Raw genomic sequence first — 12,939 nt, 5'->3', positions numbered from 1 at the left:
TCACTTAATCAGGGGGGAGTGCAGGCCAGCTGCGGGCCTGGCGGTTGTCAGCGCGGCCATTGTAACTGTGTCGCCTGCTCGCGTGCCTTGCGATATTCGGCATCCAGTCGGGCAATGAGTTCATCGACGCTCGGCAAGTCATCAATTTCACCGACGCCCTGGCCGGCTGACCATACTGTTTTCCAGGCCTTGGCCTCATCGCTTAGCGGCTTGAGCTTGGAGCCGAAGTTGACTTCACCTTTGCCCTGCAGGGCTGCGAGGTCGAAACCAGCGTTTTCCAGGCTCTGGCGCATAAAGCTGGCGGGTACGCCGGAGACCGCAGGAGTGTGCACGATATCGGCGGCGCGCGATGTGAGCAGCATCTCCTTATAGGCATCCGGGGCGTGGCTTTCAGTGGTACCGATAAAGCGCGTGCCGAAATACGCCAGGTCTGCTCCGAGCACTTGAGCGGCGAGAATCTCGTGCCCGTGGTTGAGGCAACCAGCCAGCAGCAGGGTTTTATCGAAAAATTGGCGGATCTCGGCGATCAACGAGAACGGACTCCAGGTACCGGCATGGCCCCCGGCGCCGGCGGCCACGGCGATCAGACCGTCGACACCGGCTTCGGCGGCTTTCTCTGCGTGGCGCCGGGTGGTGACATCGTGAAACACCAGGCCACCGTAGCTGTGAACAGCATCTACCAACTCCTTCACCGCACCCAGGCTGGTAATGACGATCGGGACTTTGTGCTCGACGCAGATCGCCAAATCAGCTTCCAGCCGTGGGTTGCTGTTGTGCACGATCAAATTGACGGCATACGGCGCGGGGTTGTCCAGTTGCGCCAGGCCCGCTTCGATTTCCTCCAGCCAGGCCTTGAAGCCGCTGCTTTCACGCTGGTTGAGCGCCGGAAAACTCCCGACCACCCCATTACGGCAGCACGCCAGGACCAGTTGCGGATTGGAAATCAGAAACATCGGCGCAGCCACCACGGGCAGGCGCAGACGTTGTTCAAGCAAAGCGGGCAGCGACATTGGAGGTACCCCGTGTGATTGAAGTTAGAACGGTTTGACCACGACCAAAATTACGATAGCCAGCAATATCAGAACTGGTACTTCGTTGAACCAGCGATAAAAGACATGGCTGCGGGTGTTTTCGCCACGGGCAAAGCGTTTTACCTGTGCGCCGCACATATGGTGGTAGCCGATGAGCAGCACCACCAGGGTCAGCTTGGCGTGGATCCAGGCGCCGGACTGAAAAATGCTGGGGTTCAGGTAGATCAGCCAGATGCCGAATACCAGCGTGGCGATCATCGCCGGGCCCATGATGCCGCGATACAGCTTGCGCTCCATGACGCTGAAGCGTTCTTTGCTGACGGTGTCCTCACTTTGGGCGTGGTAGACGAACAGGCGTGGCAAGTAGAACAGCCCGGCAAACCAGCAGACGATGCTGACGATATGGAAGGCTTTGACCCATAGATAAAGCATTTTTAGTTATTCCCAGGTTCACGGTGACGAAGATAGTAGTGGCTCATGCGCCCGTACGTCACGTTGACGGTTGTCGCAGGACGATACGGCCCCTATTATCGACGGCTTTCCAGTGGGTTCGTTGAGGGCAGGTTTATGGTCAAGGTCGGTATCGTCGGCGGCACGGGTTACACCGGTGTCGAATTGCTGCGTTTGTTGGCTCAACATCCGCAAGCTGAGGTGGTGGTCATCACTTCCCGATCCGAGGCCGGGCTGGCCGTTGCCGATATGTACCCGAACCTGCGAGGCCACTATGACGGCCTGGCGTTCAGCGTTCCGGACATCAAGACCCTTGGCGCTTGTGATGTGGTGTTCTTTGCCACGCCTCACGGTGTTGCCCATGCGCTAGCTGGCGAACTGCTGGCTGCCGGCACCAAGGTTATTGACCTGTCGGCCGACTTCCGCCTGCAGGACGCTGATGAGTGGGCCAAGTGGTACGGCCAGCCACACGGCGCTCCTGAATTGTTGGAAGAGGCGGTGTATGGCCTGCCGGAAGTCAATCGTGAGCAGATCAAGCAAGCACGCCTGATTGCCGTGCCGGGTTGCTATCCGACGGCCACACAGTTGGGTTTCTTGCCGTTGCTCGAAGCCGGACTGGCGGACACTTCGCGTTTGATCGCCGACTGCAAGTCGGGCGTCAGTGGCGCCGGTCGTGGTGCCGCGGTAGGTTCGCTGTACTCCGAGACGTCGGAAAGCATGAAAGCCTATGCGGTAAAAGGGCATCGCCATCTGCCGGAAATCCGTCAAGGCTTGCGTCGTGCCGCCGGTAAGGATGTGGGCCTGACCTTCGTGCCGCACCTGACGCCGATGATCCGGGGTATTCACTCCACGTTGTACGCCACCGTGGTCGATCGTTCCGTAGACCTGCAAGCATTGTTTGAAAAGCGCTACGCCAACGAACCGTTCGTCGACGTGATGCCTGCCGGCAGCCACCCGGAAACCCGCAGCGTGCGTGGCGCCAACGTGTGCCGTATTGCCGTGCACCGTCCGCAGGATGGCGACCTGGTGGTGGTACTGTCGGTGATCGATAACTTGGTCAAGGGCGCGTCGGGGCAAGCGGTGCAGAACCTGAACATCTTGTTCGGCCTGGATGAGAAGCTGGGCCTGTCCCACGCAGGTATGCTGCCTTAAGGCTGTTTAGTGGTGACGCAAAAGGCCCGTTGATCGGGCCTTTTGTGTTTTTAATGGCAGCAGTGCAGATTGATATACCGTAACAATAGTTGACCGCTTTTCTAGGAGAAGCGGATAATGCCGCCCATTACGCATATGGCGGCGGTACGCCGGGAGATTATCAGCATGAGCGTTGAATCCTTCACCCCCACGGCTTTGCAATTCACCCACGGTGCTGCGCACAAGGTGAAGAGCCTGGTCGATGAAGAGGGTAATGATCGCTTGAAGCTGCGCGTATTTGTTACGGGCGGCGGTTGTTCAGGGTTTCAGTACGGTTTTACCTTCGATGAAGATGTGGCCGATGACGACACCATCGTCGAGCGCGAGGGCGTGAGCCTGGTCGTAGATCCGATGAGTTTCCAATACTTGGCAGGCGCCGAGGTGGATTACCAAGAAGGTCTGGAAGGCTCGCGCTTCGTGATCAAGAACCCTAATGCCACCACTACCTGTGGTTGCGGGTCTTCGTTCTCGATCTGATCGACAGCCTGATTCACAGCGGATAAGAAAACGCCGCTTGGCTTTCATAGGCCAAGCGGCGTTTTGCTGTCTGCGGATTCTGGGGGGCAGTCAGGCAGGGTAGATCGCGCCCAGTACCCGAAGCCCGCGTGCCCCTGTGACGCTAGGGCGGTTGGAGGCAATACCTTCCAGACAGCAATGAGCCAGCCAGGCGAAGGCCATGGCCTCGACCCAGTCAGGATCCACGCCGTAAGTGGCGGTGCTGCCGACGTGTGTGGACGGTAGAAGCGCCGCCAAGCGATTCATCAGCGTGGTGTTGTGGGCGCCGCCGCCGCAGACCAACAGCGTTTCGGTTTCGGATTGTGCAGTTTGCAGGGACTCAACGATGGTCAGGGCGGTCAGTTCAAGCAGAGTGGCTTGTACGTCCTGAGACTGGAGGGTAGGCAGTTTTCCAAGGTGTTGTTGCAGCCATCCCAGGTTGAAGACTTCGCGTCCGGTGCTTTTTGGGCCTTTGGTCACAAAGAATGGGTCGCTGAGCAGGGCGTTGAGTAGCAGAGGTGTGACCTTGCCACTGGCGGCCCACTGACCGTCGCGATCAAAGAGCTCACCGCGTTGTTGGTGGATCCAAGCGTCCAACAAGACGTTTCCTGGGCCGCAGTCGAAGCCGGCTACAGGCTTTCCTGTCTCGATCAGACTGAGGTTACTGAACCCGCCGACATTCAATACGGCGCGGTTACCGATACGCTCACCAAACAACGCCTCATGAAAGGCAGGCACCAAAGGGGCGCCCTGGCCGCCGGCGGCTACGTCGCGGCTACGGAAGTCGCTGACCACGGTGATGCCTGTCAGCTCAGTGAGCAGCGCAGGATTACCGATCTGTACGGTAAAGCCGCGTGCGGGTTCGTGGCGGACGGTCTGCCCGTGGCTGCCAATTGCACGAATGTCTTGAGGTTTGAGGCTCTGTTGGCCCAGCAAAGCATGGATGCCCTGGGCGGCGAGTGTTACCCAGTGTTGTTGGGCGATGGCCGAGCGGGCGATCTCGTCTGGGCCGCTGGCGCACAGGCTTAGTAACTCGGCGCGTAGGCTGTCAGGCATCGGGATGTAGTGGGTGGCGATCAAGTTGATCGCCGAGCCTTGTTCAATCAGGGCGATATCCAAGCCATCAAGGCTGGTCCCGGACATCACTCCTATATAGAACGGCATACCTTAACGCTTCGCCGAAGCCAGAAGTGTGGAGCGCTCCTGGTCCATGCGTGCCATCAGCGGCTGGCTTTGTTGCAGGAAGCGCGCGCGTTCGGCTTTGGCAATCGGATCAGCCATGGGCAGCTTCTGGCCCAACGGGTCGACGTGGACGCCGTTGACTTGGAACTCATAGTGTAAGTGCGGTCCAGTGGAGAGGCCGGTGGTGCCGATATAGCCGATCACCTGGCCTTGCTTCACGTTGCTGCCTGTCGATACGCCTTTGGCGAACCCTTGCATGTGGCCATACAGCGTGCGGTAGGTATTGCCGTGCTGGATGATCACGGTATTGCCGTAACCTCCGCGACGCCCGGCCAGCAGCACCTTGCCGTCACCGGCCGCCTTGATAGGCGTGCCACGTGGTGCAGCATAGTCGACACCTTTGTGCGCGCGAATTTTGTTCAGAATTGGATGCTTGCGACCCATGGAGAAACGCGAGCTAATACGAGCGAAGTCCACCGGTGTACGGATGAAGGCCTTGCGCATGCTATTGCCGTCGGCGGTGTAGTAGCTGCTGTTGCCTTGTTTGTTGGTGTAGCGAACGGCGGTGTAAGTCTTGCCACGGTTGGTGAAGCGAGCGGAGAGAATGCTGCCGGTGCCGACCACTTTGCCGTTGGCGACTTTCTGCTCATAGATCACATCGAATTCGTCGCCTTGGCGAATGTCCTGGGCGAAGTCGATGTCGTAGCCAAACACGCTGGCCATGTCCATGGTCATGCTGTGGGACAGGCCTGCGCGCGCTGCCGATTGTGATAGTGAGCTGTTGATCACGCCGTGTACGTAGGCGGAGCGCATCACGGGCTTGGTAGTGATGCGGTTGAACGCAAAGCCTTTGGCGCCCTTGGTCAGGGTGATACTTTCGAGGTCGCTGATACTGCTGTGCAGGTTGTTCAATTGGCCGTTGGGTGCCAATTCGAACTCAAGCTTTTGGCCGTGTTTGAGCTGGGTGAATTGCTTGGCTTGTTTATCACTGGCCAGCACCTCATTCACAGTGGCGGCGGGCAGGCCGACTTTTTCGAACAGCGTTGATAGCGTATCGCCTTTAGCTACGATCACTTCGCGGTGCTGGGGATTCTTGGTGGCGACTGCCGAAGGCTGCTTTTGGGTGGCTTGTTGAGTGTCTTCGGGAGTGCTTTCTATCTGTGCAAAGGGGGAGTCAATGGGGGCATTTGTGGCTTGTTGCGCGTCGGAGGCGTCTTGATCTTGTGTCAGTTGTTCAACTGGGCTTTCCAGGTCAAGGCTCAGGGATGTTCGTTTGGCTTCTACGTCACTGGAAGGGAATACCAGGAGTGCCAGGCTGAGAAGAGCGGCGATACCACTTGCAGCGAGCAGGTGGGTCTTCGGGTAAAGCGGCGGCGCTTTAGACGGTTCTGTGGTCATAAGTAATTTGACTTTGAAGATGAAATGGAAAAGATGAATGACATGATGAAGATGAAATAACTGTATAAAATATAACCAAATCATCTGTGGCGCAAGCTCGCGAACGCTGGGCTTGCTGAACGGTGTCCGTGCGCAGGGCAAAACTTGTAATTAGTCCCTGATCTTGTATGGTTGGTTCCCTTTTGAATCTGAGCCTTGCGGGTCTGTTATGAAGTCGGTTGAAGAGCAGCTAGCGCTGATAAAACGTGGTGCGGAAGAACTGTTGGTCGAGGCCGAGCTGATCGAAAAGCTCAAGCGTGGCCAACCCCTGCGTATCAAGGCTGGCTTTGATCCGACGGCGCCGGATCTTCACCTGGGCCATACCGTGCTTATTAATAAGCTGCGCCAGTTCCAGGAGCTGGGGCATCAGGTCATCTTCCTTATAGGTGACTTCACCGGGATGATCGGTGATCCGAGTGGTAAGAGCGCAACGCGTCCGCCACTGACCCGTGAGCAGGTTCTCGATAATGCCGAGACCTACAAGACTCAGGTATTCAAGATTCTCGATCCGGCCAAGACCGAAGTGGCGTTCAACTCCACTTGGATGGATCAGATGGGGCCGGCTGACTTTATCCGCCTGACCTCCCAGTACACCGTCGCGCGCATGCTCGAGCGTGATGACTTCGATAAGCGCTACTCCACCAATCAGCCAATTGCTATTCACGAGTTCCTCTACCCGCTGGTTCAAGGGTATGACTCGGTGGCGTTGCGTGCTGACGTTGAGTTGGGCGGCACCGATCAGAAGTTCAACCTGCTGATGGGGCGTGAGCTGCAGCGTGCGTATGGGCAGGAGGCTCAGTGCATTCTGACCATGCCGTTGCTGGAGGGGTTGGACGGCGTCAAGAAGATGTCCAAGTCCTTGGGTAACTATGTAGGCATACAGGAAGCGCCCGGTGTGATGTACGGCAAGCTGGTTTCTATTCCTGATGCGCTGATGTGGCGTTACTTTGAACTGTTGAGCTTCCGCTCGATGGACGAGATCAATGCACTGCGTGCTGACGTCGAGGCGGGTGCCAATCCGCGTGACGTAAAGATCAAGCTGGCTGAAGAGATTGTTGCGCGCTTCCATGGTGAAGAGGCTGCGGCCAATGCTCATCGCGCTGCGGGTAACCGTATGAAGGATGGCGAGTTGCCGGATGATCTGCCGGAGATCGAGTTGTCCGCTGCAGAGGCAATGCCGATCGCTGCTGTCCTTAATAAGGCGGGCCTGGTGAAGAACTCGGCGGTGGCGCGTGACCTGCTGAGTTCCGGTGGTGTGCGTATAGATGGTGAGGTTGTGGATCGCACCTTTATATACGAACTGGGCGCGACCCATGTTTGCCAGGCTGGGAAGAAGGCATTTGCGCGTATTACGCTCAAATCCGAATAAGACTGAAATTAGGTGTTGACGGCGATTTATATCTGTCTATAATTCGCCCCACTTCCGGCGCAGTCGAAACGGAAAACTCCTTGGTAAACAAAGAGTTATGTAGGTTTCGATAGCGAGTTGCTTCAGTTCATCGAGGCCCAGAAGGAGTTGGTAGAGCAATGTAGTTTGGCTCTATTAACGTTTCGATCCTCTCGGTCGAAAGCGGAGAAAAAGAGGTGTTGACAGCAGCGTGTAACGCTGTAGAATTCGCCTCCCGCTAACGAGAGATCGGAGGCGCAAGTGGTTGAAGTTGTTGAAGAAATCTTCGAAAGCTTCTGAAAATAATCACTTGACAGCAAATGAGGCTGCTGTAGAATGCGCGCCTCGGTTGAGACGAAAGATCTTAACCAACCGCTCTTTAACAACTGAATCAAGCAATTCGTGTGGGTGCTTGTGGAGTCAGACTGATAGTCAACAAGATTATCAGCATCACAAGTTACTCCGCGAGAAATCAAAGATGTAACCAACGATTGCTGAGCCAAGTTTAGGGTTTCTTAAAAACCCAAAGATGTTTGAACTGAAGAGTTTGATCATGGCTCAGATTGAACGCTGGCGGCAGGCCTAACACATGCAAGTCGAGCGGTAGAGAGAAGCTTGCTTCTCTTGAGAGCGGCGGACGGGTGAGTAATGCCTAGGAATCTGCCTGGTAGTGGGGGATAACGTTCGGAAACGGACGCTAATACCGCATACGTCCTACGGGAGAAAGCAGGGGACCTTCGGGCCTTGCGCTATCAGATGAGCCTAGGTCGGATTAGCTAGTTGGTGAGGTAATGGCTCACCAAGGCGACGATCCGTAACTGGTCTGAGAGGATGATCAGTCACACTGGAACTGAGACACGGTCCAGACTCCTACGGGAGGCAGCAGTGGGGAATATTGGACAATGGGCGAAAGCCTGATCCAGCCATGCCGCGTGTGTGAAGAAGGTCTTCGGATTGTAAAGCACTTTAAGTTGGGAGGAAGGGCAGTTGCCTAATACGTAACTGTTTTGACGTTACCGACAGAATAAGCACCGGCTAACTCTGTGCCAGCAGCCGCGGTAATACAGAGGGTGCAAGCGTTAATCGGAATTACTGGGCGTAAAGCGCGCGTAGGTGGTTTGTTAAGTTGGATGTGAAATCCCCGGGCTCAACCTGGGAACTGCATTCAAAACTGACTGACTAGAGTATGGTAGAGGGTGGTGGAATTTCCTGTGTAGCGGTGAAATGCGTAGATATAGGAAGGAACACCAGTGGCGAAGGCGACCACCTGGACTAATACTGACACTGAGGTGCGAAAGCGTGGGGAGCAAACAGGATTAGATACCCTGGTAGTCCACGCCGTAAACGATGTCAACTAGCCGTTGGAAGCCTTGAGCTTTTAGTGGCGCAGCTAACGCATTAAGTTGACCGCCTGGGGAGTACGGCCGCAAGGTTAAAACTCAAATGAATTGACGGGGGCCCGCACAAGCGGTGGAGCATGTGGTTTAATTCGAAGCAACGCGAAGAACCTTACCAGGCCTTGACATCCAATGAACTTTCTAGAGATAGATTGGTGCCTTCGGGAACATTGAGACAGGTGCTGCATGGCTGTCGTCAGCTCGTGTCGTGAGATGTTGGGTTAAGTCCCGTAACGAGCGCAACCCTTGTCCTTAGTTACCAGCACGTAATGGTGGGCACTCTAAGGAGACTGCCGGTGACAAACCGGAGGAAGGTGGGGATGACGTCAAGTCATCATGGCCCTTACGGCCTGGGCTACACACGTGCTACAATGGTCGGTACAGAGGGTTGCCAAACCGCGAGGTGGAGCTAATCCCATAAAACCGATCGTAGTCCGGATCGCAGTCTGCAACTCGACTGCGTGAAGTCGGAATCGCTAGTAATCGCGAATCAGAATGTCGCGGTGAATACGTTCCCGGGCCTTGTACACACCGCCCGTCACACCATGGGAGTGGGTTGCACCAGAAGTAGCTAGTCTAACCTTCGGGAGGACGGTTACCACGGTGTGATTCATGACTGGGGTGAAGTCGTAACAAGGTAGCCGTAGGGGAACCTGCGGCTGGATCACCTCCTTAATCGACGACATCAGCTGCTCCATAAGTTCCCACACGAATTGCTTGATTCATTGAAGAAGACGATAAGAAGCAGCCCGAAATTGGGTCTGTAGCTCAGTTGGTTAGAGCGCACCCCTGATAAGGGTGAGGTCGGCAGTTCGAATCTGCCCAGACCCACCAATTTTGTGTGGGAAACGCCTGTAGAAATACGGGGCCATAGCTCAGCTGGGAGAGCGCCTGCCTTGCACGCAGGAGGTCAACGGTTCGATCCCGTTTGGCTCCACCACTACTGCTTCTACGTTATGAAAGCTTAGAAATGAGCATTCCATCAGGTTGATGGTGAATGTTGATTTCTAGTCTTTGATTAGATCGTTCTTTAAAAATTTGGGTATGTGATAGAAAGATAGACTGAACGTTACTTTCACTGGTAACGGATCAGGCTAAGGTAAAATTTGTGAGTTACTCAGTTTTGAGTATTATCGAATTTTCGGCGAATGTTGTCTTCACAGTATAACCAGATTGCTTGGGGTTATATGGTCAAGTGAAGAAGCGCATACGGTGGATGCCTTGGCAGTCAGAGGCGATGAAAGACGTGGTAGCCTGCGAAAAGCTTCGGGGAGTCGGCAAACAGACTTTGATCCGGAGATGTCTGAATGGGGGAACCCAGCCATCATAAGATGGTTATCTTACGCTGAATACATAGGCGTAAGAGGCGAACCAGGGGAACTGAAACATCTAAGTACCCTGAGGAAAAGAAATCAACCGAGATTCCCTTAGTAGTGGCGAGCGAACGGGGACTAGCCCTTAAGTGGCTTTGAGATTAGCGGAACGCTCTGGAAAGTGCGGCCATAGTGGGTGATAGCCCTGTACGCGAAAATCTCTTAGTCATGAAATCGAGTAGGACGGAGCACGAGAAACTTTGTCTGAATATGGGGGGACCATCCTCCAAGGCTAAATACTACTGACTGACCGATAGTGAACTAGTACCGTGAGGGAAAGGCGAAAAGAACCCCGGAGAGGGGAGTGAAATAGATCCTGAAACCGTATGCGTACAAGCAGTGGGAGCCCACTTTGTTGGGTGACTGCGTACCTTTTGTATAATGGGTCAGCGACTTATTTTCAGTGGCGAGCTTAACCGAATAGGGGAGGCGTAGCGAAAGCGAGTCTTAATAGGGCGTCTAGTCGCTGGGAATAGACCCGAAACCGGGCGATCTATCCATGGGCAGGTTGAAGGTTGGGTAACACTAACTGGAGGACCGAACCGACTACCGTTGAAAAGTTAGCGGATGACCTGTGGATCGGAGTGAAAGGCTAATCAAGCTCGGAGATAGCTGGTTCTCCTCGAAAGCTATTTAGGTAGCGCCTCATGTATCACTGTAGGGGGTAGAGCACTGTTTCGGCTAGGGGGTCATCCCGACTTACCAAACCGATGCAAACTCCGAATACCTACAAGTGCCGAGCATGGGAGACACACGGCGGGTGCTAACGTCCGTCGTGAAAAGGGAAACAACCCAGACCGTCAGCTAAGGTCCCAAAGTTATGGTTAAGTGGGAAACGATGTGGGAAGGCTTAGACAGCTAGGAGGTTGGCTTAGAAGCAGCCACCCTTTAAAGAAAGCGTAATAGCTCACTAGTCGAGTCGGCCTGCGCGGAAGATGTAACGGGGCTCAAACCATACACCGAAGCTACGGGTATCACGTAAGTGATGCGGTAGAGGAGCGTTCTGTAAGCCTGTGAAGGTGAGTTGAGAAGCTTGCTGGAGGTATCAGAAGTGCGAATGCTGACATGAGTAACGACAATGGGTGTGAAAAACACCCACGCCGAAAGACCAAGGTTTCCTGCGCAACGTTAATCGACGCAGGGTTAGTCGGTCCCTAAGGCGAGGCTGAAAAGCGTAGTCGATGGAAAACAGGTTAATATTCCTGTACTTCTGGTTATTGCGATGGAGGGACGGAGAAGGCTAGGCCAGCTTGGCGTTGGTTGTCCAAGTTTAAGGTGGTAGGCTGGAATCTTAGGTAAATCCGGGATTCTAAGGCCGAGAGCTGATGACGAGCTAACTTTTAGTTAGCGAAGTGGTTGATGCCATGCTTCCAAGAAAAGCTTCTAAGCTTCAGGTAACCAGGAACCGTACCCCAAACCGACACAGGTGGTTGGGTAGAGAATACCAAGGCGCTTGAGAGAACTCGGGTGAAGGAACTAGGCAAAATGGCACCGTAACTTCGGGAGAAGGTGCGCCGGTGAGGGTGAAGGACTTGCTCCGTAAGCTCATGCCGGTCGAAGATACCAGGCCGCTGCGACTGTTTATTAAAAACACAGCACTCTGCAAACACGAAAGTGGACGTATAGGGTGTGACGCCTGCCCGGTGCCGGAAGGTTAATTGATGGGGTTAGCTAACGCGAAGCTCTTGATCGAAGCCCCGGTAAACGGCGGCCGTAACTATAACGGTCCTAAGGTAGCGAAATTCCTTGTCGGGTAAGTTCCGACCTGCACGAATGGCGTAACGATGGCGGCGCTGTCTCCACCCGAGACTCAGTGAAATTGAAATCGCTGTGAAGATGCAGTGTATCCGCGGCTAGACGGAAAGACCCCGTGAACCTTTACTATAGCTTTGCACTGGACTTTGAATTTGCTTGTGTAGGATAGGTGGGAGGCTTTGAAGCGTGGACGCCAGTCTGCGTGGAGCCAACCTTGAAATACCACCCTGGCAACTTTGAGGTTCTAACTCAGGTCCGTTATCCGGATCGAGGACAGTGTATGGTGGGTAGTTTGACTGGGGCGGTCTCCTCCTAAAGAGTAACGGAGGAGTACGAAGGTGCGCTCAGACCGGTCGGAAATCGGTCGTAGAGTATAAAGGCAAAAGCGCGCTTGACTGCGAGACAGACACGTCGAGCAGGTACGAAAGTAGGTCTTAGTGATCCGGTGGTTCTGTATGGAAGGGCCATCGCTCAACGGATAAAAGGTACTCCGGGGATAACAGGCTGATACCGCCCAAGAGTTCATATCGACGGCGGTGTTTGGCACCTCGATGTCGGCTCATCACATCCTGGGGCTGAAGCCGGTCCCAAGGGTATGGCTGTTCGCCATTTAAAGTGGTACGCGAGCTGGGTTTAGAACGTCGTGAGACAGTTCGGTCCCTATCTGCCGTGGACGTTTGAGATTTGAGAGGGGCTGCTCCTAGTACGAGAGGACCGGAGTGGACGAACCTCTGGTGTTCCGGTTGTCACGCCAGTGGCATTGCCGGGTAGCTATGTTCGGAATAGATAACCGCTGAAAGCATCTAAGCGGGAAACTAGCCTCAAGATGAGATCTCACTGGAACCTTGAGTTCCCTGAAGGGCCGTCGAAGACTACGACGTTGATAGGTTGGGTGTGTAAGCGCTGTGAGGCGTTGAGCTAACCAATACTAATTGCCCGTGAGGCTTGACCATATAACACCCAAGCAATTTGCGTCGGCTCTTTAATACAGAGCAGCAGATTGCGGTGTGTGAAGACGATAGAACCGAAAGTTCGAATCTCACAAAACACCGAAAGCTGTCACATACCCAATTTGCTGAAGCGAGGCATTCTTGTCACGACTCAGTACCCGAATTTCTTGACGACCATAGAGCATTGGAACCACCTGATCCCATCCCGAACTCAGTAGTGAAACGATGCATCGCCGATGGTAGTGTGGGGTTTCCCCATGTGAGAGTAGGTCATCGTCAAGATTAAATTCC

The 12,939-nt window shown here is 54.6% G+C and carries 7 protein-coding genes, 2 tRNA genes and 3 rRNA genes; 8 read left to right on the top strand and 4 right to left on the bottom strand.

Features of this window, described 5'->3' with window-relative positions; genetic code table 11:
• Positions 1-47: 47 nt before the first annotated feature.
• Both BFL40_RS15485 and hemJ read right to left on the bottom strand, forming a co-directional pair.
• On the bottom strand, positions 48-1,010 hold the full coding sequence (locus BFL40_RS15485) for an NAD(P)H-dependent flavin oxidoreductase (RefSeq protein ID WP_071484818.1): 963 nt from the start codon (positions 1,008-1,010) through the stop codon (positions 48-50).
• 24 nt (positions 1,011-1,034) lie between these two features.
• On the bottom strand, positions 1,035-1,463 hold the full coding sequence (gene hemJ / locus BFL40_RS15480; protein ID WP_071484817.1) for a protoporphyrinogen oxidase HemJ: 429 nt from the start codon (positions 1,461-1,463) through the stop codon (positions 1,035-1,037).
• Positions 1,464-1,598: 135 nt separating this feature from the next.
• Here hemJ and argC point away from each other — a divergent pair, with 135 nt between their 5' ends.
• Positions 1,599-2,633, top strand: coding sequence for an N-acetyl-gamma-glutamyl-phosphate reductase (gene argC / locus BFL40_RS15475; RefSeq protein WP_017138092.1), 1,035 nt, complete (start codon positions 1,599-1,601; stop codon positions 2,631-2,633).
• Between the two features lie 165 nt (positions 2,634-2,798).
• The gene (gene erpA / locus BFL40_RS15470) at positions 2,799-3,149 is read left to right on the top strand and encodes an iron-sulfur cluster insertion protein ErpA (RefSeq protein ID WP_003176443.1); all 351 of its coding nucleotides are present in this window, start codon (positions 2,799-2,801) and stop codon (positions 3,147-3,149) included.
• Between the two features lie 90 nt (positions 3,150-3,239).
• On the opposite strand, the gene BFL40_RS15465 is transcribed toward erpA, so the two are convergent.
• The gene (locus tag BFL40_RS15465) at positions 3,240-4,331 is read right to left on the bottom strand and encodes an anhydro-N-acetylmuramic acid kinase (RefSeq protein WP_071484816.1); all 1,092 of its coding nucleotides are present in this window, start codon (positions 4,329-4,331) and stop codon (positions 3,240-3,242) included.
• Positions 4,332-4,334: 3 nt separating this feature from the next.
• Positions 4,335-5,747, bottom strand: coding sequence for a peptidoglycan DD-metalloendopeptidase family protein (locus BFL40_RS15460; RefSeq protein WP_071484815.1), 1,413 nt, complete (start codon positions 5,745-5,747; stop codon positions 4,335-4,337).
• Positions 5,748-5,955: 208 nt separating this feature from the next.
• On the opposite strand from BFL40_RS15460, the gene tyrS reads away from it, so the two are divergent.
• From tyrS to rrf, 6 genes are all read left to right on the top strand, one after another.
• Positions 5,956-7,155, top strand: a complete 1,200-nt coding sequence (gene tyrS / locus BFL40_RS15455; protein ID WP_071484814.1) for a tyrosine--tRNA ligase — start codon at positions 5,956-5,958, stop codon at positions 7,153-7,155.
• Positions 7,156-7,708: 553 nt separating this feature from the next.
• A 16S ribosomal RNA gene (locus tag BFL40_RS15450) occupies positions 7,709-9,245 on the top strand.
• An 82-nt stretch (positions 9,246-9,327) separates the two neighbouring features.
• A tRNA-Ile gene (locus BFL40_RS15445) sits at positions 9,328-9,404 on the top strand.
• Positions 9,405-9,434: 30 nt separating this feature from the next.
• Positions 9,435-9,510 (top strand) — tRNA-Ala (locus BFL40_RS15440).
• Positions 9,511-9,759: 249 nt separating this feature from the next.
• A 23S ribosomal RNA gene (locus BFL40_RS15435) occupies positions 9,760-12,651 on the top strand.
• 163 nt (positions 12,652-12,814) lie between these two features.
• A 5S ribosomal RNA gene (gene rrf, locus BFL40_RS15430) occupies positions 12,815-12,930 on the top strand.
• The 16S, 23S and 5S rRNA genes sit together here with 2 tRNA genes alongside, the layout of an rRNA operon.
• Positions 12,931-12,939: the final 9 nt, after the last annotated feature.

The organism is Pseudomonas costantinii (assembly GCF_001870435.1).
GTDB lineage: Bacteria > Pseudomonadota > Gammaproteobacteria > Pseudomonadales > Pseudomonadaceae > Aquipseudomonas > Aquipseudomonas costantinii.
The sequence above is the reverse complement of the archived record's forward strand: the minus strand, read 5'-3'. Positions and strand labels throughout refer to the sequence as shown.

What these genes read in the sequence shown, in the direction of transcription:
- argC (WP_017138092.1), top strand. Translation starts at nt 1,599, where the DNA reads ATGGTCAAGGTCGGTATCGTCGGCGGCACGGGTTACACCGGTGTCGAA.
- BFL40_RS15485 (WP_071484818.1), bottom strand. Translation starts at nt 1,010, where the DNA reads ATGTCGCTGCCCGCTTTGCTTGAACAACGTCTGCGCCTGCCCGTGGTG.
- BFL40_RS15460 (WP_071484815.1), bottom strand. Translation starts at nt 5,747, where the DNA reads ATGACCACAGAACCGTCTAAAGCGCCGCCGCTTTACCCGAAGACCCAC.
- tyrS (WP_071484814.1), top strand. Translation starts at nt 5,956, where the DNA reads ATGAAGTCGGTTGAAGAGCAGCTAGCGCTGATAAAACGTGGTGCGGAA.
- BFL40_RS15465 (WP_071484816.1), bottom strand. Translation starts at nt 4,331, where the DNA reads ATGCCGTTCTATATAGGAGTGATGTCCGGGACCAGCCTTGATGGCTTG.
- hemJ (WP_071484817.1), bottom strand. Translation starts at nt 1,463, where the DNA reads ATGCTTTATCTATGGGTCAAAGCCTTCCATATCGTCAGCATCGTCTGC.
- erpA (WP_003176443.1), top strand. Translation starts at nt 2,799, where the DNA reads ATGAGCGTTGAATCCTTCACCCCCACGGCTTTGCAATTCACCCACGGT.